Origin of the sequence: Citrobacter sp. RHBSTW-00671 (assembly GCF_014103415.1) — a bacterium.
Lineage (GTDB): Bacteria > Pseudomonadota > Gammaproteobacteria > Enterobacterales > Enterobacteriaceae > Citrobacter.
In genome coordinates this window covers 4,058,990-4,082,588 of sequence record NZ_JABXPR010000001.1, presented here as the reverse complement: position 1 = coordinate 4,082,588, position 23,599 = coordinate 4,058,990, and the positions used below count along the sequence as shown (strand labels likewise).

The following is a 23,599-nucleotide window of genomic DNA, read 5'->3' as shown; positions in this document are numbered from 1 at the left end:
TCCCAATCCCTTGATTGTTCCGCGTTGCTGGTCAGGCTGCCCTGAACGGTAAAAAAAAGCCCCCTGTGAACAGGGGGCTTGCAAGTTTATGCCTGCTTAAAACGATTTCTTAAAGCCAATAGACGCATTGATCGGGGCTTCAACCTGCGATTTATTGCTGCCGTTGCTGAACTGTGTCCCCAGTTCGCCGTAGACCTGCAGATTACGGTCGATAGACCACGACAGACCCGCTGCAACCTCGGTGCTGGAGTACTGTTGTGACGATTCCAGCGTGGTGGTGGCGACCGCATTGCTGAAGTGCGTTTTATCTTTGGAACCCAGACCCTGCCAGACGTTTACCCGGCCGTACGGCTGGAACTTGCCATGGTTGGTGTCGTAGTCCGCGACCAGACGTACACCCAGACGCGCGGTAAATGAATCGGCGGTGTCCATATTCACCCTCGTTTGGGTTACACCATCCAGCGTGCTGTTATCAAAGTCGCTGTACTGATAGATCAACTGGGCCTGTGGTTCCAGGCTCCAGGCGCTGGTACCTAAACGGAATGCTTTACCCACTTCAGTTGAGGCCGTCAGCGTATTGCCTTTGACGGTGTAAGAGCCGTTGTTACCCGATGCCGACAGGCGGGATTTATGGTTCCCGTATTGCAGCACGTTATCGACATACATACCGTCACCAGAGAACCAGGTGGCATAACCGCCAACGTAAAATGCGTTGTCGTCGATGTTGCCGCCTTTGCCGTTGCTGCCCGTTTTACTGCCTTTCACATTGCTGTCGATATCCAGAATGCTGGTGTACATACCGGCTTTCCAGCTTTCATTGGCGTACATATCGACGCCGACCTGAATACCCATGGTATGGGAGCTGGTTTGCGTACCGGCTGCATCATCCAGTTTGGTTTTACCGGAATAACCAATCATTCTCGCCCAGGCGCGATTGTCCTCATCAATACCCGGTTTAACTTCATCACCCATACGTTGGTGCATGTTGCCCAACAGACTGATGTCACCCTGGCGAACCACGCTGGCGAGACCGGAATACAGCATGGTTTCCGGACGATATTCACTCCGCAGATACCAGTTTTCGCCCTGACCCTGAGTATTCCCGGCGTGGAGCTGATACTCAAAGGCACCTGCGGCCATACGCTCAGCGACAAGATGGAAGGCATCCCGTGACGTTTGCGCCGTCGTCGTTGCGCCATTAAGCGCCGTGACCACTTCGATGCCGTCACCCACGGTCGGTGCGCCGAGCCCGGAACCGTCGACATCCAGCAGCGTGCTTCCGCTGGCGTTACCGCCATCAATGATCAGTCGGTCAGCAATACCTGTGCCGCCGGCATTCTGGCGGGCAGCCATGTTGATAGTGCCTTGTTCGCCGCTGTAATCCCCTTTAACCGTTAAGGTTGTACCAGGTTGCTGGCCGATAAGTGATACATCACCACCGTTGCTCAGCCCGGCGACTGTCTGGTTATAACCCTGAGTATTCAGGGTGGTGCCCGCGACAACATAGTGGTGCGAGGCGGCGCTCAGGGTGTTGGTATCACCGGCTTGCAATACCCCGCTGGTGATGAGCGTTGCACCGCTGTAGCTGTTTTGGCCTTGCAGCTCCGTCGTACCGCTACCGGTCTGATGCAGTTGGCCTGCACCACTGATGTTCCCGCTTAACGCCAGCGTATCGGCGCGATTAACGTTAAGCACGCCGTTATCAACGATATCCCCTTCAATGCTACCTATCGTACCGCCGGTGCCGAGCTGCAATACACCTTGTTCGATGGTGGTACCGCCGGTATAGGTGTTATCCAGCGTCAGCGTCAGTGAACCTTTACCGGTTTTGGTCAGTTGACCGTTACCTTCGACTTCCGTCAGCAGGGATACATCATGTCCGTTGGTGTCGAATGTCCCACCACCAGATTCCAGCGTAACCTGACGTGCGGTATCAAACGCTTCACCATATTTCAGCGTACCGCCGTTAAAGGTGATTCCGGTCTCTGCTGCGCCGAGGTTGGTATCGCCTGCAACCTGAAGCGTCCCTGAGGTGATAGTCGTACTGCCGCTGTAGGTGTTGTTGCCCGTCAGGATCAAGGTACCGAGGTCGCCTTTATTCAGACCACCAGTACCGCGGATCACACTGTCAATGGTTGCGGTGTAGTTGACGCCATCGACCGTGCCATCGCCGACGCGAATCAAGGTATTGGCGGTATCGGTAGTGATGGCTTCACCGCCTACACGATAACCGTCGGTGGCGAATTGTGCGCCACTGATGATCACGTCACCTTTGCTGTTATCGACGGTCACATTACCGGCTTCCCCCTGGAAGACGGCAAATGCGGCATCGGTAAACGGTGCGTTCAGCGCGCCTTCTGGCGTAGACTCATCCGTCGTCCAGTTGTCGTTCCCCTGGCTTGATTGCCAGATACCATCACCGCCGTTGATGACGCCGTTATTTTTCAGCTCGCCATTTTCACCGCCGGTACCGTCCCAGAAGCGCAGCGTCAGCCCGGCATGGTTGACCAGGTTGACCTGATTTTTCACCGACGTCTGCACGTACAGGCTGTCAGCCGCTTCCGGCGCGTTAGCAATATCCATCACATTGTTAGTCAATGTGCCGGTGTAGTTGATGACGCGATAGACGCCAACGTCAAAGCTACCGCCCGGTGAGGTTTCAATGTTGAGCTTACCGTCGAGCGTCAGATCGCCATTCACGTCAATCAAATCGTTAAAAGCACCACCCGGGGTATAAGCCTGTCCAAACTGATAATCCAGTTGGGCGTTATCGCTGAGCGTCAGAGAACCGGTAGTCAGTTTACCCACGCTATTGATGGCGGCACCGGCGGTAATGTGGCCGTTATCCTGCACATCGACCGCCCCGCCGATAATACCGTTACCGCCGAGGGTGGCGCCCGATTTCACTGTGACCTGACCGTTAGAAGCAGACTGATTGCCGTTGACCAGCAACACACCCTCATTGACATCCGTGATACCGGTGTAGGTGTTGTCGCCTGTCAGGATCAACGTACCGTTACCCACTTTCACCAGGCTGCCGTCGTTGCCGCTGATAATGCCGCTGATGGTGTCAGGAAGGTGCAGATTTCCCAGCGACAGTTGCTTATTACCCAACTCGACGTTACCTGCGCCGGACAACGAACCGATGGACGTCCCGCTGTTTACTGCGCTGATATCTACCAGACCGCCTGCAAGGTTTTCCACGCGAGTATTTTCTGCCATCGCCTCATCGGCCATGGTCATCAGCCCACTGTTGGTCACAATGGCATTCCCACCGCTGGCATTGTCTTCCAGCGCCAGTGTGCTGTCTTTCGCCACGCTGACCGTCGCGTCACCGGCTGTTGCGTTGTTTGAGAGTACGGCTTTGGCTTTACCTGTCAGATTCAGTTTGGCACTGGCGGCGGTGACGGTATCCGCCAGCGTTAACAGGCTGTCGGCAATGTTCATGGTCAGTGATTGCAGACGGGTGTCTGCGCCGCTGACGTTGAGCGTTGCCCCATTATTAACCGTGATGGTGCTGCTCTCGTTGCTGCCGAACACTCCGGTTTTGCTGGCATTGACCGTCACATTGTTGCTATTACCGGTACCGGCAATTTCTGTGTCGCCTTTGTAGCTGTTGGCACGGTCGAGCGTCAGAGTACTGCCCGCATCGCTTGAGCTACTGGTGACTTTCAGTTTGCCATCACCGGTAATCTCGCCGGTCGGCGTGAAGTGGTGCGAATTGAGATCGAATACGGCCGCATTAGCATTGGCGCCCAGTTCGATGGTGCGATTGCTGGTTAAATCCGCACCTAATTGCAGCGTCGAGGCGTTGTTAATCGCCAAATCGGTTCCGCTCTGGCCGAGGTTGCTGTCAGAGGAGATCTGCAACGTACCGCCATCAATACGCGTGCCGCCGCGATACGCGTTATCCCCGCTTAGGATCAGACGACCGAGGTCGGTTTTCACCAGTGTCAGTTTGTCGTTGGTGCTGGCTTCACGAAGGATTGACTCAATGGTTGCCGTAAAGTTTTGTCCCGCACCACCGGCGCCTACGCGCAGCAACAGTTCACCGGTTCCCGGCGTCTGCCCCGCATGGGTGGCATTTTCAGTGGTGGCCCAGGCGTTAAGTGCATCGCCTTTTACGACGTAACCATCGGCATCAAACTGCGCGCCAGAGAAGTTGACATCACCTGCAGCGTTATCCACGGTAACGGTACCGCCTTTGGTGGTGAAGACGGCAAAGGATTTCTGCGCCCACGGGGCGTTGCCCTCGCCGGTAGCTGTCGTCCAGTTGTTGTCACCCTGAGCACCGATCGCCATCCATTTACCATCGCCACCGTCAATCTTGCTGTTGCCTTCAATGCCCGTTAAACCGTGGCTCTGGCTGGTGGTTGCGCCATCCCAGAATTGCAGGGTAACGCCGTTGGCATTCACCAGGTTGACCTGTTTGTCGATAGAGGTCTGGACAAAGATGTTGCTCTTATCCTGACTGTCCGGTACAGCACCCAATTCCAGCGTCTGGTTATTCAGCGTACCGCCGTAGTTATAAATACGGTACACACCAGGACCGAAATTCCCGCCCGATGACGTGGTGACATCCAGTGTCCCGTCCAGTTGCAGATCGCCTTTGACGTTGATCAGGTCATTCAGACTACCACCCGGTGTGTAGGCCTGGCCCAGCTCGAAGGCGGACGTCGTTTTGCTGCCAAGCTGCAGATTACCGTTAATGGATAACGTACCCGCACCGCCGTCACCAGCGCTAATTGTTGTGGCATCGTTCATCAACACGTTGCCGCCGATAATGCCATTACCACCCAGTGTGGATGTGCCGCTGACGGTGGTTGCACCACGTGCCGCGCTTTGATCGCCATTCACCAACAGCGTGCCGTGGGTGACCGTTGTGTCGCCGGTATAGATGTTGTTGCCGGCCAGACGGGTAATGCCGCCACCTATTTGCTGCAGTGCACCGATACCGGAAATAACGCCGTTCAGCAGGACGTCGTTGGCGCGATTAATTACCAGTATGCCGTTATCGATAATGTCAGAAGCAGTGCTGACTTCACCCGTATTTCCGCCGGAACCTAACTGCAACGTACCTGTTTGCGCAATGGTGGTAGAGCCTTTGTAGCTGTTGTTGGCGGTAAATACCGTGGTACCGCCTGCCGCACGTTCAAACTTCCCGTCGCCGCTGATCGTACCGTTATAGATTTGCGCTGCGGTGTTATCACCCTGGGTATCAAAGATGACCCGGCTGTCTGGGCCTTGAGTCGTCACATCGTAATCAGCAATCGTTGCCGCGGTGCTGGTGGATTCACCGTGATCGCCTGTACGCAGCGTTGCACCGCCGGTAACGGCAATGGTTTGGCTGGCCAGTTCCAGACGGTCGACAATACGCATATCCGCCTTTTGGCCGCTAATCGTCAGTGAATCCCACCCCGCGCCGATGTTGGTGCCGGTGGTCAGGTTATCGCCGCTCAGGCTGCCAATTTTTGCACTGAGGCCGTGTGTATCGGTGAAGGTGAGGGCGTTGCCGCTACCGGCTTTCGTAGTGATGTGGCGTGTCTCATTCAGTTCAACGTCGCCAATATTGGCTTTATTGTTGCCGCTGGCCCCCGCGAAATTCACTTCGCCCGCAAAAGAGCCGCTACGCCAGTTAAAGGTATCAGTGCCTTCGCCCGTGTTGATCACGCCACTGGTCGTGCCTTTACTGATATCAATCGTGTCATTGCCCTTGCCCGATTCGATAGCCACCGCTGTGTCGGTCAGGGCCTGAAGGGTACCGGTGTTGGTAATGGTTTTATTACTGTCGCCGCTGGCGTCAATCACCGGCGCCGTGGTGCTGGCTGAGACAATTTTTCCGCTGTTGGTCAACGCGCTGACGTTTTTCGCGATGATGGCAGAGCCACCGGCGGCGTTCCGCACATTGATATCGGCACTGGTAGTGACTTTACCGTTTGTGTTGGCGCGAATACCGCTGCCTTCGCTATTCAGTACCTCAATGGTATAGCCAGTGCCGATGTCCAGGTTACCCGTTGTCGCGCTCCCGTCGTGCTGCTCAAAAGCGAAGCCGGTACCTTTACCATTGACGTTAAGGATGTTGTTAAGCCCATCTTTCATGTTCAGGGCAACGCTGGTGCGGATCCCCGCGCCGTCGTTGGCATCAATGGTCACATTTTGCAGAGTGATATTGGTGTTGTTAGCATCGTTTTGAATGCCTGCGCCCGTGCCATCAGCACGGATCTTCACATGCTGCGCTGACAGGTCGCCGGCTTTATCTGCCAGACGAATGCCATCGGCGGTGCCGTTGGTGGTAATGCTGTCGCCACTAATGCCGTTAATCTGCAGGCTGGCCCCTTCCGTCAGTAATACGCCAGCGGTGCCATCATCAACCTTAACCTGGCCCAGTTGATTAATTTGCGCACTGGCACCCGACGCGCGAACGCCGATACCGTTGCTGACATGCAGAGCGGAGGAGGATTTATTGGTCAGACTCCCGCCTTGTTGAACGTCCACGCCGATACTGTCGACGCTGGCAAGATTGATACTCGATTCGCTATCGAGGATCAGGTTACCCAGATTTCTCGCTATATAGGCGATCACTTCATTGCCACTGGCTTCAGAGGTGATCTTCGCGTTTGAGGTAAGCGTCGTGCTGGTGGCATTGTCCTGATTACGACCATTGAGCTGATGCGCCTGGCCATCAACCACACCGGCAACGGTACGTTCACCGGTTAAATTAATGGTGGTTTTGTCGCTGATATTACCGCTGGCGCCGCCTTCGATGACCAGCGCTGCGGAATCGCTACCCTGCACGGTAAATGTGGCTTCACCAGTATCGACTTTACTGCCTGCTCCGGTAGCGAGAACGCCAACAGAGTTTTTGCCGCTTAAGGTGAGATCAAGGTTAGATTGGGTCGGGCTCTGTGGATCGTTGGGGTCGCCGGACAACAATGCACCATTGGCAATACGGAAAATGGTGGTACGTTCTTTACCGTTGTCATTCATCACCGCCTGACCAATATTGGCGGTAGCGCCTTCCCCATACAGATAATAGCCAATCTGATCGGTGTTGTTGAACACCGGGCTGCTCAGGTTGTCGACGTTAGCAATGGCGTTATCACGTACGTGCACGCCGATATTCCCAACCTTGTCCAATATGATGTTGGAATAGACGTTGACTGTCGCCTGTCCGTTGGTGCCACCTTCAGCCCAGACCGCATAGTTACGATCGTTGATGCCACCCGTACCATCTACGATAATGGAACCTGTATCGCTGGTGGTCACTGCGGCGTTCTTTTTGTTGGCGCTGACGTGGATCCCCACGTTATTCGTACCGTTGACGTTAATCTTGCCGTCGTTTCTGATTTGCTGATTATTTTCCGCGCCGCTGTCACGCACGGAGATACCGTAGTTCTTGCTGTTCCCCGCATCCCCATTACCGTTGATGACGATGTTGCCCGTATTCAGTACGTTGCCGGTTGCGTTGCCGATCAAAATTCCTGCCGCGTTACGGACACCGGTGCCCAAGGTGATGAGACCGTTGTTAATAACCTCTTGGGTGCTTTTGGTCATAATCCCGGCGCTCAGGCTGGCACCACCGGGCATGATGACATCCTGGGTCAGGTTACTTGCGTCACGCCCCAGGTAAATAGCGGCATCGGCACTGTTGGTAAAGGTCGCATTTCCCGCAACTTCCACGCCAAAGGCGGTGCCGTCACCGTAAGACGCACCGTTTTTCCGTCCGTCGACGACGTTAATATTGCCGTTATTGACGCCTTTTGCCTCGCCGGACAACTGCATACCAATGGCCAGCGTCAGTGAAGCATCAGGGACATCTTTGCTCCAGGGATCGGCGGCAGATGCGGTGCCGAAGTTATCGGTGGTGATCGCCTGGTTGATGGTGCCTTCGTTGGTGATAACGCTGGTACCTTGCCCCTGCATACCGAATGCGCCGTAGCTGTTAACGTTTTGATTACCATCTTTATCAATGAACAGGCCTGAGTTGATAGTCCCGCGGTTGGTTGCTTCGGCGTTTTGCGCCAACATGCCAATCGCCAGGCTTTGCCCGCCAGAACTGCGTAGCGCGTTCAGCTCGCCGAGGTTGTTGATAACCCCACCGTCAATGGCTTTCATGACGCCATTAATACTGCCGTCAACGGCGATTATCGCCCCTTTGTTCAGGGTGCCGGTAGTGCCAGCGCCGTTGGCATAAATGGCATGCAACTCACCGCGCGCGGCAGTGGCGTTGTTGGTATGTGAGTCGCCATCGGTCCAGACTTTGTAGTCCCAGGTGAGTTCGTCAGACGGCTGACTGGAATGAATTAAGCTATCGATATACCCGGCATACTTTGCTTGTGCTGCTGTGACGGTTGTGACCTCTTTTGCATCCAGCCACAATTGGATTTGGCTGACCTTATCGCCATTGGCATTTTCTGCGGCGTCGTCACTTCTGCCCAACAGGAAGTCGTTAAAATCGGCCAACTCCCGCGTGCTGGTAATGGTAAATGTGCGCTCCCCGGTTTCGATAACCTTGCCATCGGCGTCATAGCCATAAGTCATCAGCGTCACATCTTCGCCAAAGACAGAGGTTTGCTTTGAGCCGGTGAACGTTTGTGTGGGGATCACGGGTGCTGCGTTAAATTTTATATAGTTGTCAGACTGCCAGTTTACCTGGCTGTTGGCGCCTTGCGCTTCCAGTAAGGAGGAGTCTTTGGCCAGTAACTCAATGGTATTGGCTTTGTCGCGTACATGGAGCGTGTCATCACCTATGTTCAGGTTGGCCGTAGCGCCATGGGTTGCCAGCGCGATACCAAACTGCTTATAGATTTCAGACTTGGTTGCATCATAAGTATTTAAGACGGAATCGCCGATTTGCGATTTGGTGAGAAAGCTACTTAACACATTGGTATCAAAGACCTTAATGGTTTCTGAACCGTCCGGGAATGCGGGGTCAACCACCGTGAAGTTTTCGCTTTGAGAAGGCTCAGCCGATTGGTTATACGTCAGGTATTCCGCCAGCTCTTCAGGTTTGGTGATTGTTTTGGCACCCTGGCCTGGGCTGGTGGCCTGCAGCGTGATTTTGCCTGTTCGCAGTAACTCACTGATGGTGGTTGATTCTACAACGCCGCTTTGACCTGGATTAATCGTCGGGATTGCGCCGCTGATATTGAGTTCCTGACTGGCGGTTTTATTTTCATATAAGAAGCCGTAGTCGTGGGGAGCCTGATAAACGTCCGCAGAAATACCGTTCTGGAAGTCGTCAGAAATATTTCGCTCGCCCGTAGCGGTAATCTGCGCCGCTGAAGCCATCATCGTAGCGCCACTTAATGCGCTGGCTGCCAGTACCGCAACAGTTTTACGGGAACTGCTTTTCTTCTTACCTCTGGTTAATTCAGAGACGACAACCCAGATACCGAGTGCCGCGTTCCAAATAATGCTGTAAACCTTATTCATATATAACCCTCGTCTACATTCCTGTTATGTATGTGTTAATACGTTGAGTTGTTGGCTATGGTTGGCACGCGGATGTGCTACCCGGTATGTCTATTTTCGAAAATAGCGATCCCTTCCGGGCCAGGCGGAATTAAAAATGAGCCGAAAGAAAATCTGTTAATAATTGACCGTGATTACTATCCTTAAATAAGTCAGTTACGGCTGGCTATAGTGAGAAATGGTGTACTTGAGCCGGGTATTACTTTTACCCAGCTTTCTGGCAATGTTGCTTTTGTACGCCCCGATTGTTTTTTCACTTTTTTGCGATACGCCGGCGATTTGTGTCAGTGACCACCCCCGGGCTAGCATCATCATCACATTGAATTCGTTGGTCGTTATTTTTGTTTGTAGCTCTTTGATATTGCGTGTATTTTTGTTATCGGTGATACGCGTGATTGTTTGCAATAGCTGATCAAGGCTGGTGTCCTGATCGAGGAACTGCAGGGCCATTCCGCACACTGTTTGAAAAATAGAAAAAGTGGCTTCATCGGCTAACACGATGATCGTTGTGGATGGTCGTATAGCCATGTTGCGGATAATCCTGGCATATTTTAAGAAATCTGATTTGTCAGGATTAATAATGATGCAATCCGTTTCATGAGATTGCGTTTGGACGGCAGAAAGCGTCTGGGAGGAATGGTACGCGATATCAATATATAATGATGAGCCACGTAGGATTTCTCGCATGCCTAGCCAGGGGTAAATTGAGTCACCCAAAAAAATAGCTTTAGACATAACGATCTCCTTGAAATTTTGGTGCAAGCAGTCGCCTCTTTTTTTAGTTAAAAAAGAGTTTCTCGCGATGCATGAAATGTTAATTAATTCTCGTATGCCCTAAATAATTCCAGTTGCAGGAAGTCCGGGGAGTGAATTCCCAGGCACACAGATACGATGTGGCTGAGGTGAACTAACGCAGCCAACGCATAGGCAACTTGAAATATGACGGGTATATTTCGCTCTTTGCTTTGAACGCATCCTTATTTATTCGGATATCAACAGATATTTTCTGTCTTTATTTAAATCATTAACTATTCTTAAAGTAGATATTACACTTTGTTAAAATTTAAGATAAATCGTTTAAATCACCTCTGTGAAGATGATTGATAGATTTCGCTTATTGATCGGCGGGGTTTTGTGTCCGTCGATTCGATAATGACAGGGGATTCCTATAGGTTTTGAAGGGGGATATTGTTAATTATTATTAATTTCAAACAGATATGTGATTTTCTTAACGGGGAAGGAAACAACCAGGAGAATTCTTAATCAAAGACAGGGCCGGAAAGGAGATAAATGTTCAGAAGAAGAAAATAGCGTTTGATTTGAATTAATGGGCTGTAAATGAAAATAATTTAGATTTATATTCTTTTGGTTTATGGATTTTAAGGTGTTTGATCTAAAGTAAGCTTTTCGTGCTTAATCTAAAAATCAGTCTTGCAGCCGCTTTTTTGTCTGCTTTTTGTACGCGAATTTTCTTAGCCAGCCAATAGCTCTTGCTCCACTTGTTGTACCTGCATTTCCAGCGTAGTGCGGATTTCTGTCAGTGCTCGTTGCTGATCGGAGAAGTAGGCTTCTTTGTCTGTTACTGAAGTGGCAAGACGCCAGGCGTTTTCCGCCTCCAGATCGCTAATCTCTTTGAGCAGCGCATTAATTTGCTCCCTGAGCTGCTGAATCTTGCTGCGTAAATGCTGCAGATCGTTTAATCGGTCACTTGCCATCATCGGTTCGAGCCCGGCTTGTAACTGGGTCAGTAATGCCCTAACCGCGGCCAGATCGGCATTTTGTCGTGCCTGATTAAGCTGCACCATCATCTGATGGGCTTTCTCTTTCAGGTCATCTGCTACCACGTCCGGGTGGCAAAGCCGACTGGCCTGACGCCACAGGCGTTTTAACTCATTACGTTCATCAGCTGAAAGCCGCTGGTCGCGGGTGTAACGGTGCTGCGCATCCTGCTGTTGTTCCTGGTATTCATCATACTCATGGCTTGCTTCCTCCTGTGCCTGACGGGTCGCGCTGTCGTCCTGGCGAGAAAAGTCGTTTTCCAGTTCACGAATTTCCGCCAGCAGGGCGGTGATAAGCTCAGTCTGTTGCTGAATGCGCTGGCGAGTTTCCACGGATTCGCGGGAGTCCGAACTCAGATTTACCCAGTGCTGCTTGAGTTTCGCCAGTTGATCAACGGCCTGTGAAATATAGTGCAGACAGGACTGATAATCTTTTTCCCGACGTTTTCGTTCTGCTTCCTGCTTACGTTGCGCGCTGGCGGCCAGCTGCTTACGCAGTTCGAGAATTCGGCTCATCAACGGTCCAAGACGAAGATGGTACAGGTCATTAAAATCATCGAGAATTTGAATGCGCGCGTTGCGCTTATCAATCAGATCGCGCAGTTGGGTTTCAAGCGCTTTCAGTTCGAGCTTACTGGCGGCAATGCCGGGGTCCTGCCACGTTGATACTGCGCGCTGGGATTGTAGCCAGTGTGTAATTTCACGCAGGGCATCGCCGAAACGCCGTTCTTCAATCGCCTGCACGATGACGCCGGGAATGACTGACAAAGGTTCATTTTTCAGATGCGCCAGCTGCTGGAAAATAATCTCTTCATCTTCCAGTTCGATGGCGCTTTTGACGATCTCAAGTCGTTTAATGATCTTATTCATGACAGTCGTTGCCTGGCGTGGTTCAAAAACGAGTGACTGAACCACGACAGGTTCACCCGTTTGAAAATGTTGGAAAAACAGTAAAGTGCATTCTGTGGCCTGCGATGCCTTTTCGTCCAGAATAATTCACTGTAATTATGAAAAAGCGGTACTACTGCGCACTTCTTCGCGTCTTTAAACCCTCGTTTCATCTTTTTTATTCACCAGCTAATTATTCTTGATCTGATAAAGATAATGCGTATAGTTCTCATTCTCTTTTGTTATTAACAATCTGCGTGAACTCTGGTAAGGATCCCGACAATGAAAAAAACAACATCCGCTCTGGCATTGTTGGCTGCCGTTGCATTAAGCGGCTGCACAGCTAACGCCACGCCAGCCAGTAACCCGGTGGCACAGGAAAAAACAATCGCACCGGCAGCAACGGATATTCAGCAGCGGGCACTGGCTGATGGCTTGTATGAAATGGCGCTGAGTCCAGCGGGTGATGCGCTGTACGTCGCCAGTGCGGAAGGGTTCAAAGATGTTCAGGGTGGGGTGGTTTACAAGCTGGAACCGCAAACGCTGAAGACCCTCGGTCTGAGCCACACCGATCTGAAAAACTTTGGTATGGCTATCTCTCCAGACGGTAAAACGGTGTATGTCACCAACTCTCTGGATGGTGGTCTAAGCGCGCTGAATACCGCTGACGGCAAAGTGAAGAATCGCGTGCTATTCCCGGAACGTAACCCAGAAGGATTCCCGTACGGCGCACGTCAGGTACTGTTGCATAATGGTCTGCTCTATATTGGCGCCGTTGCCGATCCGGCGGTGATTTGGGTGGTTGATGCCGAAACGCTGAAACTGAAAACCCGGATTAAAAATACCGGTAAATGGATGACCGGACTGCATTACTCAGAAATGACGCAGCGTATTTATGCGGCAAATGGCGGCGGTGAAATCCTCGTTATCAACCCACGCACTCAGCGCGTTGAAAAACGCTGGCAACCGCTGGGCGATAAACCCGCGTTGCTGTTGAATATGGCGGAAGACCCGCAAACCGGTCGCCTGTTTGTCACCGACAATTCCAAAGCGAAAACGACATTGGTGTTGGATATTCATACGGGCAAGCTGCTTAAACAGCTGGATATCGGGGATTCGCTGGCGGTGAAATTCAATGCAAAACGCAACGAAATCTATATTACCCAGCGTGATTCCGGAAAATTGCTTAGCCTGAATGCAACGGATTACAGCGTGAAGAAAAGCTGGGATCTCCTCCCCAATCCAAACAGCCTGTTGCTTTCTGCTGATGGCCAAACCTTGTTTGTCACAGTGAAACAGAAATTCAATAAAGACCACTCCACCTCCGCGCCAGATAACGTGGTGCGTATCGATCTGAATAAATAATAACACCATGTTGCCGGGGCGCTCTCCGGCAACGTCGTCAGACTTTTAATGGCATGGCTATGGACAACACTAAAACATACGCACACTTAATGAGAAAAACGGTGCTGGCCGCTACTATTGGCGCGTTTTCCGGCACGGTGAATGCTGCTGAGACCCCGACAGAAGCGGAAGAGACCATTGTGGTACAGGCTGCAGAGGGACGTGATTTTAAACCCGGTGGCGATACGTTACTGCCTGCTTTTCTCGACGGCCAGGTTGCCAATGGCGGCAGGCTGGGGATGCTTGGTCAGCAAAATGCCATGGATGTGCCATTTAACGTTATAAGCTACACCTCAAAACTGGTCGAAGATCAGCAAGCTAAGACCGTAGCCGATGTTGTCGCCAATGACGCGAGCGTGCAGGCGGTACAAGGCTACGGTAACTACGCAGAGACATACCGTATTCGCGGTCTGAAACTTGACGGCGATGATATGACTTTTGGTGGATTATCCGGTGTGCTGCCGCGTCAGGTGGTGGATACGCAGATGATCGATCGCGTTGAAATCTTTAAAGGCGCGAATGGATTGCTCAATGGCGCGGCCGGTAGCGGCGTTGGCGGGATGATTAATCTTGAACCCAAGCATGCAGACGATACGCCGATCACACGCCTTGGTATGGATTACACCAGTGACTCACAGGTGGGAACGTCGCTCGATGCCGGACGCCGTTTTGGTGACAATAACCAGGTCGGCGCCCGTGTGAATCTGTTGCATCGTGAAGGGGAGGGGGCGGTAGACGACGATAAACGTCGTACTACGCTTGCATCGCTGGGACTGGATTACCGTGGCGACCGTTTCCGCAGTTCATTAGACGTTGGGTATCAGAAAAAGACGTTTCACGGCGGCAACATGGGGATCAATGTCTACTATGTGCCATTTGTCCCCGATCTGCCGAAAAATACGCACAACTATAGCCAGAGATGGGGTTATAGCGATATTGAAAATGAGTTCGGAATGGCGCGCACGGAATATGATCTGACCGATAACTGGACCGCTTATGCCGGTTTAGGCGCGCAACACGCGCATGAGATTGGCTTGTACAGTGCCCCGGAAATATACAACCAGGCCGGTGACGCGAAAGCCGGACGCCTTGATACCAATCGTATTATTGATGCGTTCAGCGGGATGGCAGGGCTGCGCGGGAATTTTGATACGGGTTTTGTGTCGCATAAGGTAAACGTAGGTTATTCCGCCGTCACTAAAGAAGACAAAATCGCCTGGCGCATGGGGTCACGTGCCGCACGTCCGGACGTCAATATCTACGATACGCAAGCTGTCGCAAAACCCGCGGTGACGGCGACGGGAGGTAACTATAGCGATCCGTTAACCAGTGGACGTACGCGTAGTCAGGGGTGGTTACTCAGCGATACGTTGGGCGTGCTTGATGATCAGCTTCTGTTTACCGCCGGCGCGCGCCACCAAAAGGTCGTGGTACGTGATTACAACAAAGAAACTGGCGCTGAAAACGTTAAGAACAGTTTTGATGACAGCCGCTGGATGCCGACGTACGGTGTTGTATACAAGCCGTGGCAGGAACTCTCTTTTTACGCGAACCATACCGAATCGCTACAGCCAGGCAGCACCGCGCCAAGTAATGCGGTGAACTACGGTCAAAGCACCGGAATCATCCATGCAAAACAGAATGAGGTTGGGGTCAAAACAGACTTTGGGCGTGTCGGCGGCTCACTGGCGCTGTTTGAAATCAAAATGCCGGTCGCGCAACTGGATAGCCAGACCCGGTATTACGCCATCAACGGTGAGCAGCGTAACCGTGGCGTGGAGCTGAATGTTTTTGGTGAGCCGGTGTTAGGACTGCGGCTGAACGCCAGTGCAACGTGGCTGGATGCGACGCTCAGTAAAAATCAAAACGGCGTCAACAACGGTAACACGGCAATCGGCGTACCGGACTTCTATGCGGTGCTGGGGGCTGAATATGATATTAAGCCGGTTGAAGGACTCACCGCGACGGCACGGCTGAACCATTCTGGCGCTCAGTATGCCAACGCGGAAAATACCAAGAAACTCGACAGTTTTACCACACTGGATTTAGGTGTGCGTTACCGTATGTCACTCAATCAAAACCAGAACCAGATGATTTTGCGTGCTGGGGTCGATAACGTCACCAACGAAAATTACTGGTCAGGTATTGATGATACCGGAACTTATCTGTTCCAGGGCGAGCCGCGCACGCTGAAGGTTTCCGTCAGTTACGACTTCTGATTTTTTTTCCTGGGCCTCGGTGCGTTGGGCAAGGATGCTCGGCGTATCCAAACGATTGCGCCTTGCGACAACCAGGTTGAAATGTTAAAAGAAGCCCCTTCAATAAAAACCACACAGGGGTAGGGCGTGAAAAACGCGTCAACTGCATCTGACACCAGCGTGTCTGATGCCGCGTCGACGAATGAACCGACGCTTCAGCGGGGGTTGCAAAACCGCCATATTCAGTTAATTGCGCTGGGCGGCGCAATTGGTACTGGCTTGTTTCTGGGAATCGGCCCGGCTATTCAGATGGCGGGACCTGCTGTATTACTCGGTTACGGTGTTGCCGGGATCATCGCGTTTCTGATCATGCGTCAGCTGGGCGAAATGGTGGTTGAAGAACCCGTTTCAGGATCGTTTGCCCACTTTGCCTATAAATACTGGGGTCCGTTCGCCGGTTTTTTGTCTGGCTGGAACTACTGGGTGATGTTTGTGCTGGTTGGCATGGCAGAACTCACCGCAGCCGGAATTTATATGCAGTACTGGCTGCCTGATGTCCCAACCTGGATTTGGGCCGCGGCTTTCTTCGTGATTATCAATGCGGTCAACCTGGTCAACGTGCGTCTGTATGGCGAAACGGAATTTTGGTTTGCGCTGATCAAAGTCCTGGCAATTATCGGCATGATTGGCTTTGGTATCTGGATGCTGTTTTCCGGCAACGGTGGCGAACATGCAAGCATCGATAACCTGTGGCGTTATAACGGCTTTTTCGCGACTGGCTGGAACGGACTGATCCTGTCGTTGGCGGTGATTATGTTCTCGTTTGGTGGTCTGGAACTGATCGGTATTACCGCTGCCGAAGCGCAGGACCCGCAAAAAAGCATTCCGAAAGCGGTAAACCAGGTGGTGTATCGTATTTTGCTGTTTTACATCGGCTCACTGGTGGTGCTGTTGGCGCTGTATCCGTGGGTGGAAGTAAAATCGAATAGCAGCCCGTTCGTAATGATTTTCCACAATCTTGACAGTAACGTGGTGGCATCTGCGCTGAATTTTGTCATTCTGGTGGCTTCACTGTCGGTCTACAACAGCGGTGTTTATTCGAACAGTCGTATGCTGTTTGGCTTGTCGGTACAGGGAAATGCACCGAAATTCTTAACCCGGGTCAGCCGTCGTGGCGTACCGGTGAACTCATTGATTCTGTCCGGCGCGATTACGTCGCTGGTGGTGCTGATCAACTATGTGTTGCCGCAAAAAGCCTTCAGCCTGTTGATGGCGCTGGTGGTTGCGACGCTGCTATTGAACTGGATTATGATCTGTCTGGCGCACCTGCGTTTCCGGACAGCAATGCGTCGTAAGGGGCGTGATACTCAGTTTAAAGCGTTGCTGTATCCGGCGGGTAACTACGTGTGTATCGCCTTCCTCGGCATGATTCTGGTGCTGATGTGCACCATGGATGATATGCGCCTGTCCGCTATCCTGCTGCCGGTGTGGATCCTGTTCCTGTTCGCGGCATTCAAACTGCTGCGTCGCAAGTCCCGCTAATACCTAACCGATCTCATCCTGGTGATGAGATCGGTTCTTTCTTCATGCTACCGATTAACGCTGAAAAACGCCTGCCAGTGCGCGAATATCATTTCCGGTAGGGGATTGATGAATGCGTAAACCGAACTCTTCGACGACGGCGAAAATATGGTCGAAGATGTCAGCCTGAATACTTTCATATTCCAGCCACACCACCGTATTGGTAAACGCGTAAATTTCAATCGGTAAACCGTGGTCATCGGGTGCAAGCTGGCGCACCATTAACGTCATATCTTTGCGAATGCGCGGATGGTGGCGTAAATATTCGTTCAGATAAGCGCGGAAGGTGCCGATATTGGTCATCTGGCGATGATTCAATACGGACTCAGGCGCATCTAATTGCTGGTTCCACTCGCTGATTTCCTGGTGGCGCGTGGTTAAATAGGGTTTCAGCAGATGCGCTTTATGTAATCGCTGGCGTTCATCTTCATCGAGAAAATGAATGCTGGTGGCATCGATGCTGATGCTGCGCTTAATGCGTCGACCACCGGAAGCCGACATCCCGCTCCAGTTTTTAAACGAGTCTGATACCAGCGACCAGGTAGGGATAGTGGTGATGGTGTTATCCCAGTTGCGTACTTTTACCGTGGTTAATCCAATATCAATAACCGCGCCATCGGCACCGTATTTCGGCATTTCCAGCCAGTCACCCAGCTTGAGCATATCGTTGGCTGACAGCTGAATACCGGCGACCAGTCCGAGGATCGGATCTTTAAATACCAACATTAAGACGGCGGCCATCGCACCCAGACCGCTGATCAGTATCGCCGGGGACTGGCCAATCAGCAGGGAAATCATCAATATTCCGACGATAATTGCGCCAATTAACTTGATGCCCTGAAATATTCCTTTCAACGGCAGTTGTGATGCGGCAGGGAGTTTTTGCGACAGATTGAGAATCACGTCCAGCAGGGAGAATAAAGACAGCAGGGCGTACATCATGATCCACAGCTGTGCGCAGGTGACTAATATTTCTGCGGCTTCACTGCCTTTCTGTAGCCAGAGTGCGGCCTGTATATTGACAATGATACCCTGCAGGGTGAATGCCAGTCGGTGAAATAATTTGTTCTGCGTGATGATTTGTAGCCACAGGCGGGAGCTGGCGTTGGCGCGCTTTTCAAATGCGCGTAATACCACCCAGTGCAAAATAACGTGAACAATAATGGCGGTGATAAAAATAATGCCAAAAATCATCACCAGCGAGGTGGTGTGATTTATTTCAATGCCGAGTTCTTCTACCTGAGATATCAATTCCTGCATAATGTCTCCTTAATAAACAGCGGTCTATGATGACCGCTGTGTGGAGCTTATGCAAATGTGGGGATCAGACTTCTGTCAGCGTCGTTTCTTGCGGCAGACGTGATTTTGGCAGGGCAGCGTTGAAGTCTTCAACGCTGTGATGACCCACCGGGACCACAACAACGCTGGTGTAACCTTTTTCTTTCAGGCCAAATTCTGCATCCATGATGGCCGCATCAAAGCCTTCAATCGGTACAGCATCCAGACCCATCGCCGCCACACCCAGCAGGAAGTTACCGACGTTCAGGTACACCTGTTTCGCCATCCAGTGGTTGTCGTCTTTCAGTTCCTTGCGGTGCAGGTCGGCAAAGAATGTACGACCTTTGTGGTTTGCAGCTTTGGCTTCCGGGGTAGCAAAGCGTCCATCGCGCTCTTCTTGATCCACCACGCGTTCCAGCCACGCATCGTCCATCGCCGTTTTGGCGCAGAACACCACGACGTGGGAAGCATCCAGCATTTTACGTTCGTTGAACACAAAGCCGCCGGCTGCGGATTTAGCCACCCGCGCTTTTCCTTCGTCAGTGCTGGCAACGATAAAGTGCCACGGCTGAGAGTTGGTACTGGACGGGCTAAACTGCAGCAGTGTTTTTAATTTTTCTGCTTGCTCAGCGGTCAGTTTTTTATTCGGATCAAATGCCTTAGTGGAGTAACGTTTTAAGGCGACAGAAACAATATCCATAACTACTCCTGGTGGTTTTTCGTACCCTGCGGGTGCGTTTTGTTTCAGCAGGGTACAGGGTTAGCGGGAAAATGATAAGACCGAAAAATGCAAAAACACTTATCGACGCTAACGATAAATCAGCCAGGCCGCAGGCGTTTTTGATCCCGCTTAGGCAGGCCGTCTACCACCCGATGCCATGAGTCGTTCACCAGGTCGGTCAGTAATGACTCGCTAATATCATCGCCGGGGTAGACGGATATCCAGTGCTTTTTATTCATGTGATAGCCCGGTTCGATACTGCGGTAAATCTGCTGATTCAGTAGTGATTTTTGTGGGTCTGACTTCAAATTAACCAACGGACGGCCGCGCTGCTCTGAGACAATCATAAAAATCTTACCGCCAACTTTGAAGACATCGTATTCCGGGCCGAACGGCCAGCATTGCTCGGTAAAAGGGAGTTCGAGCGCAATACGTTTAGCACAAGCATGCAGCGTTTGGCCGTCCATTATTTTTCCTCGCGGGTTAGTGCGCGCCACATGGCCTCAAACCCCATCGAAATGTATTCATTCGCGCGGGCAGGATCGCGGGCGGCGAATTCCATGGTTGTCTCTGCCAGTGAAAGAAAAAGCCCATCACCGAAGGCACGATATTCATCAGACATAAATTCAGGACGAACGGAACGATGACATAAATCGCGCAGTTCCGGAAACATATCGTCAGCCTGTTGTTCGGTTTCTTTGCTGATTTTCTCGCTGACGGCCAGTTGGCGGATAGTGCGATGTCCACAAGTATGGTCCAGACCCCAACTGATGTAGCTGTTCCAGATGTAGTGAGTCATGGTTTTGGCATCGGTCACTGAGCGATCAAGATTTGCCATCATTGACTGGCAGAGGTCTTGCTTTAAATGGAGGTAAAGCTCGTTGATCAGATCATCTTTTGTTGCGAAATAGCGAAACAACGTTCCCTCTGCGACACCTGCATTTCGGGCAATAACGGCGGTAGAGGCCGCAATACCTGATTGTGCAAATGCTGTGGTTGCAGCTTCCAGTAATGCCTGTTTTTTGTCTTCACTCTTCGGACGAGCCACTACACTTTACCCCTAAGTCTGTAAAAAAATAGGATTGAATCACGGCCTTTGCAGCACCGCAACGGCGAATGTCAAAGATTGAAAATCATCTTGACGACAAACTTTCGATTTCTATAATGAGTGCTTACTCACTCATAATCAAGAGTCAGTCGCGCAACCCAGCGGAAAGGGAGCGCGTTTAAGGTCAGGATATGAAGCGTCTCACAGTTTGTGTGGTTGTTATTATGCTCATTGCCGCAGCAGCAAGTTTACCGTTTGTACTCAATGCCGGATTTGGTCAGGCGCCGCAAGGAGCACAACTGAGTCAGGTTGAACAGTCGCCACACTATCGTGATGGACAGTTTCATAATCAGGTCCCGACCCCGGGCTATACCGGCAACAAAGGTATGTTGGCGGCCTGGTGGGAGTTTCTGGTCGCGAAGCGAGAAAACGCGCGACCCGCGCAGCCATTACCCCTGGTTGCGACCGATCTCGCCAGTTTATCGCCACAGCAGGATACCCTTGTCTGGCTGGGGCATTCCTCGTGGTATTTGCAGTTGGCGGGCCAGCGTATTCTTATTGATCCGGTGTTGAGCAATTATGCCGCACCGTTTTCATTCCTGAATAAAGCCTTTGCCGGCGAGTATCCGTGGACCGCGCAGACGATGCCGGAGATCGATCTTCTTATTATCTCGCATGATCACTATGACCATCTGGATCTCGCCACCATCAAGGCCCTGATGCCGAAGATTAAGCGCGTGATTACACCGCTTGGCGTAGGTTCGCACCTGCGTTACTGGGGAATGAACAGCGAGATCATTGAGGAACGCGACTGGAATCAATCCGTCAAAGTGACGGATTCACTGATCGTCCATGTCCTGCCTGCCCGCCATTTTTCTGGCCGGGGGATTAAACGTAACCAAACGCTGTGGGCCAGTTTCATGTTTGAAACGCCGGAACAGAATGTTTACTACAGCGGCGACTCCGGCTACGGGCCGCATTTTAAAGCGATTGGCGAGCAGTTTGGCAAGGTCGATTTGGCAATCATGGAAAATGGTCAGTATGACCAGGACTGGAAGTTCATTCATATGATGCCGGAAGAGACCGCTCAGGCCGCAGCCGATCTCCACGCGAAAGCGGTATTGCCCGGACATGCGGGTCGCTTCGTTCTGGCAAAACACACCTGGGATGATCCCTACAAAAGACTGGCACTTGCCAGTCGCCGCCAACATTACCGATTGCTGACGCCGATGCTGGGTGAGCCGGTAGCACTGTCCGAACCGGACCAACAGTTTACGGCCTGGTGGCAGCAGGCAACGCAATGAACAGAGGGGAGAGCATGATGACGATTTCTGCTCAGGTAATTGATACGATTGTTGAATGGATTGATGATAATTTGAATCAACCCTTGCGCATTGATGATATTGCGCGCCATGCGGGGTATTCAAAATGGCATCTGCAACGCCTTTTTCTGCAGTACAAAGGCGAGAGCCTCGGGCGGTATATCCGTGAACGTAAGCTATTATTAGCGGCACGCGATCTGCGCGATACCGACCAAAAAGTTTACGATATCTGCCTGAAGTATGGCTTCGATTCGCAGCAGACTTTCACGCGTATTTTTACCCGTACGTTTAGCCAACCGCCTGGGGCGTACCGTAAAGAAAATCACAGCCGCACACATTAACGGTATACGGGTTCTCGCGGGTCTATTCTGCCAGCGAGAACCAACGCCGCCAGATGAAGCGTAGTACAAAATACTCAATCACCCCGAGAAGCAAGAACCACAGACAAAACAACAAAGTATAAAACTGGTTAAGATCCATTAAATGAAAGGTTGTGACTAACTTTTGCGCCAACACCAGGCCAAGCGAAGGGGCGGGCAGCAACAGGCAGGAAAGCAGAGCCAGCAGCAGTATCCCGGCGGCGGTCATCAGTGATTCAAGCGGGTGTTTCATGGCATTGTTAAACTTGAGTTAAAAAGCCATTGTCGGGGATATCGTTGGTTAACGCAAACGTCGCGCTTAATGCCCCGCCCAGATCTCACAGTGTTTTTTCACCAGTCCACTCAGCGAGCCACCGTTTGCCACAAAATCACGCATGTGCCGGACCTCATTGTGACCCTTTTTCACCTGCTGATGTAAGGTGTTTATGGCACTCGCTGCCCCCACTTTTTCCGCCGACGCGGCGACAGTGTCCAGTAAGCGTAGCGTGTCGTCCGCCAGGCGATGGCGATCCCCGGTATTCACGTCGGTGAGTATTCCTTCCATGCCAAAACGACAGGCCTGAAAACGGTTGAACGTGTACAACAGATAATCATTTTCCTGATGCCTGAATGGCCGTTCGGTGAGTAACCAGTGGGCGGTAGCCTGAATAAGCCCGGCCATGTTGAGTGCGTGCTCAAGGGTCAGCGGGGTGTCCATCACCCGCACCTCTACCGTGCCAAAATGCGGACTGGGGCGAATATCCCAGTGCAAATCTTTAATGCTGTCAATCATGCTGGTATACGCCAGTCGGCGAAAGAGCCCGGTAAATTCCTGCCAGTTGCTCACCCACGGCATCGGGCCATTATCGGGAAATCCGGAGAAAATGTTCAGCCGTGCACAGGCAAAACGTGTATCGGCAGCCTGCATATAGGGTGAGGCTGCAGAGAGCGCAATAAAGTGGGGGACAAATCGCGACAGGCCGTGCAGCAGGTAAATCGCATCGTCACCGTTGGCGCAGCCGATATGGACATGCTGACCGAAAACCGTCGCCTGCTGAATAAGGTAGCCGAAGTTCTCCAGGTTCCGCCGATAGCGTTCGTCATCACACACTTCCTGACGCTGCCATGTTTGAAACGGGTGCGTACCACCGCCGCAGATTTCGAGGTGAAGCGTTTGGGCTGCGCGCAAAACAAGGTGCTGCATGGTGGAAAACTGCGCGGCCGCCTGGTCAACATCGCGACACACCCCGGTCGCCATTTCCAGCATGCTTTCGGTGATATCGTGCTTCACCTCGCCGACAGTGAGTTCTGACTTCACGGCGTCAATCAACCTGGATGCGTCCTGGCTCAGATCGTATCCCGGAGGATTGATTACCTGCATTTCCAGTTCAATGCCTAACGTAAAGGGGTCAGAGACATGAAAATCGGGTAGTGACATCGTGTTCTCCTGAGCGTTGATTTCTAATCAGTATAGAAGGGGCGGCGATTTTCTGTTCTGCGTGAAAAATCCCTGACCAGCGCTTTGAAGGTGAAATGGCGGGTGCTATA

14 protein-coding genes are annotated in these 23,599 nt (G+C 51.9%); 5 read left to right on the top strand and 9 right to left on the bottom strand.

The annotated features are described in order from the left end of the window. Positions 1-96 precede the first annotated feature (96 nt). The 3 genes from HV261_RS19505 to HV261_RS19495 all read right to left on the bottom strand — a co-directional run bounded on the left by HV261_RS19505 (position 97) and on the right by HV261_RS19495 (position 12,122). Positions 97-9,435, bottom strand: coding sequence for an autotransporter outer membrane beta-barrel domain-containing protein (locus HV261_RS19505; protein ID WP_202039205.1), 9,339 nt, complete (start codon positions 9,433-9,435; stop codon positions 97-99). A 195-nt stretch (positions 9,436-9,630) separates the two neighbouring features. Beyond that, complete coding sequence (locus HV261_RS19500) at positions 9,631-10,209, bottom strand: helix-turn-helix transcriptional regulator (RefSeq protein WP_202039204.1); 579 nt, start codon at positions 10,207-10,209, stop codon at positions 9,631-9,633. A gap of 737 nt (positions 10,210-10,946) precedes the next feature. After that, positions 10,947-12,122 (bottom strand): coiled-coil domain-containing protein, encoded by a 1,176-nt coding sequence (locus HV261_RS19495; RefSeq protein WP_202039203.1) that lies wholly within the window; start codon positions 12,120-12,122, stop codon positions 10,947-10,949. A 300-nt stretch (positions 12,123-12,422) separates the two neighbouring features. Between HV261_RS19495 and HV261_RS19490 the strand changes: the two genes are divergently transcribed. From HV261_RS19490 to pheP, 3 genes are all read left to right on the top strand, one after another. Continuing rightward, entirely contained in the window at positions 12,423-13,505 is a 1,083-nt protein-coding gene (locus HV261_RS19490) for a YncE family protein (RefSeq protein WP_202039202.1), read from the top strand. Between the two features lie 59 nt (positions 13,506-13,564). Further along, a complete protein-coding gene (locus HV261_RS19485) occupies positions 13,565-15,763 on the top strand; it encodes a TonB-dependent receptor (RefSeq protein ID WP_202039201.1) in 2,199 nt (732 codons plus the stop codon). Positions 15,764-15,889: 126 nt separating this feature from the next. After that, positions 15,890-17,284: a phenylalanine transporter gene (gene pheP, locus HV261_RS19480; protein ID WP_202039200.1), complete on the top strand. Its 1,395-nt coding sequence runs from the start codon at positions 15,890-15,892 to the stop codon at positions 17,282-17,284. Positions 17,285-17,338: 54 nt separating this feature from the next. Here the strand turns inward: pheP and HV261_RS19475 are convergent, their stop codons facing one another. The 4 genes from HV261_RS19475 to HV261_RS19460 all read right to left on the bottom strand — a co-directional run bounded on the left by HV261_RS19475 (position 17,339) and on the right by HV261_RS19460 (position 20,370). Further along, complete coding sequence (locus HV261_RS19475; protein WP_202039199.1) at positions 17,339-18,583, bottom strand: mechanosensitive ion channel family protein; 1,245 nt, start codon at positions 18,581-18,583, stop codon at positions 17,339-17,341. A gap of 64 nt (positions 18,584-18,647) precedes the next feature. Then, positions 18,648-19,301 carry an oxygen-insensitive NAD(P)H nitroreductase gene (nfsB, locus tag HV261_RS19470; protein WP_137384552.1) on the bottom strand — a complete coding sequence of 218 codons (654 nt, stop codon included), beginning with the start codon at positions 19,299-19,301 and terminating at the stop codon, positions 18,648-18,650. Positions 19,302-19,420: 119 nt separating this feature from the next. Beyond that, positions 19,421-19,789, bottom strand: coding sequence for an MmcQ/YjbR family DNA-binding protein (locus HV261_RS19465; protein WP_048212349.1), 369 nt, complete (start codon positions 19,787-19,789; stop codon positions 19,421-19,423). Beyond that, on the bottom strand, positions 19,789-20,370 hold the full coding sequence (locus HV261_RS19460) for a TetR/AcrR family transcriptional regulator (protein ID WP_137384551.1): 582 nt from the start codon (positions 20,368-20,370) through the stop codon (positions 19,789-19,791). The genes HV261_RS19465 and HV261_RS19460 overlap by 1 nt, the downstream gene beginning before the upstream one ends. Positions 20,371-20,561: 191 nt before the next feature. Between HV261_RS19460 and HV261_RS19455 the strand changes: the two genes are divergently transcribed. Together HV261_RS19455 and HV261_RS19450 are read left to right on the top strand one after the other, a co-directional pair. Beyond that, on the top strand, positions 20,562-21,674 hold the full coding sequence (locus HV261_RS19455) for an MBL fold metallo-hydrolase (RefSeq protein WP_202039198.1): 1,113 nt from the start codon (positions 20,562-20,564) through the stop codon (positions 21,672-21,674). Positions 21,675-21,691: 17 nt separating this feature from the next. Next, positions 21,692-22,033 (top strand): RamA family antibiotic efflux transcriptional regulator, encoded by a 342-nt coding sequence (locus HV261_RS19450; RefSeq protein WP_005122005.1) that lies wholly within the window; start codon positions 21,692-21,694, stop codon positions 22,031-22,033. A 22-nt stretch (positions 22,034-22,055) separates the two neighbouring features. Here HV261_RS19450 and HV261_RS19445 read toward each other — a convergent pair whose 3' ends face one another. Together HV261_RS19445 and HV261_RS19440 are read right to left on the bottom strand one after the other, a co-directional pair. Continuing rightward, positions 22,056-22,304 carry a DUF1158 family protein gene (locus HV261_RS19445; RefSeq protein WP_005122002.1) on the bottom strand — a complete coding sequence of 83 codons (249 nt, stop codon included), beginning with the start codon at positions 22,302-22,304 and terminating at the stop codon, positions 22,056-22,058. A gap of 66 nt (positions 22,305-22,370) precedes the next feature. Beyond that, positions 22,371-23,489, bottom strand: coding sequence for a YbdK family carboxylate-amine ligase (locus HV261_RS19440; protein WP_202039197.1), 1,119 nt, complete (start codon positions 23,487-23,489; stop codon positions 22,371-22,373). Between the last annotated feature and the right edge of the window lie 110 nt (positions 23,490-23,599).

Excerpts from the sequence above, each read along its gene's own strand:
- HV261_RS19495 (WP_202039203.1), bottom strand. The coding sequence starts at position 12,122 with ATGAATAAGATCATTAAACGACTTGAGATCGTCAAAAGCGCCATCGAA.
- HV261_RS19485 (WP_202039201.1), top strand. The coding sequence starts at position 13,565 with ATGGACAACACTAAAACATACGCACACTTAATGAGAAAAACGGTGCTG.
- HV261_RS19475 (WP_202039199.1), bottom strand. The coding sequence starts at position 18,583 with ATGCAGGAATTGATATCTCAGGTAGAAGAACTCGGCATTGAAATAAAT.
- HV261_RS19445 (WP_005122002.1), bottom strand. The coding sequence starts at position 22,304 with ATGAAACACCCGCTTGAATCACTGATGACCGCCGCCGGGATACTGCTG.
- HV261_RS19465 (WP_048212349.1), bottom strand. The coding sequence starts at position 19,789 with ATGGACGGCCAAACGCTGCATGCTTGTGCTAAACGTATTGCGCTCGAA.
- HV261_RS19505 (WP_202039205.1), bottom strand. The coding sequence starts at position 9,435 with ATGAATAAGGTTTACAGCATTATTTGGAACGCGGCACTCGGTATCTGG.
- HV261_RS19500 (WP_202039204.1), bottom strand. The coding sequence starts at position 10,209 with ATGTCTAAAGCTATTTTTTTGGGTGACTCAATTTACCCCTGGCTAGGC.
- nfsB (WP_137384552.1), bottom strand. The coding sequence starts at position 19,301 with ATGGATATTGTTTCTGTCGCCTTAAAACGTTACTCCACTAAGGCATTT.
- HV261_RS19440 (WP_202039197.1), bottom strand. The coding sequence starts at position 23,489 with ATGTCACTACCCGATTTTCATGTCTCTGACCCCTTTACGTTAGGCATT.
- HV261_RS19455 (WP_202039198.1), top strand. The coding sequence starts at position 20,562 with ATGAAGCGTCTCACAGTTTGTGTGGTTGTTATTATGCTCATTGCCGCA.
- HV261_RS19450 (WP_005122005.1), top strand. The coding sequence starts at position 21,692 with ATGACGATTTCTGCTCAGGTAATTGATACGATTGTTGAATGGATTGAT.
- HV261_RS19490 (WP_202039202.1), top strand. The coding sequence starts at position 12,423 with ATGAAAAAAACAACATCCGCTCTGGCATTGTTGGCTGCCGTTGCATTA.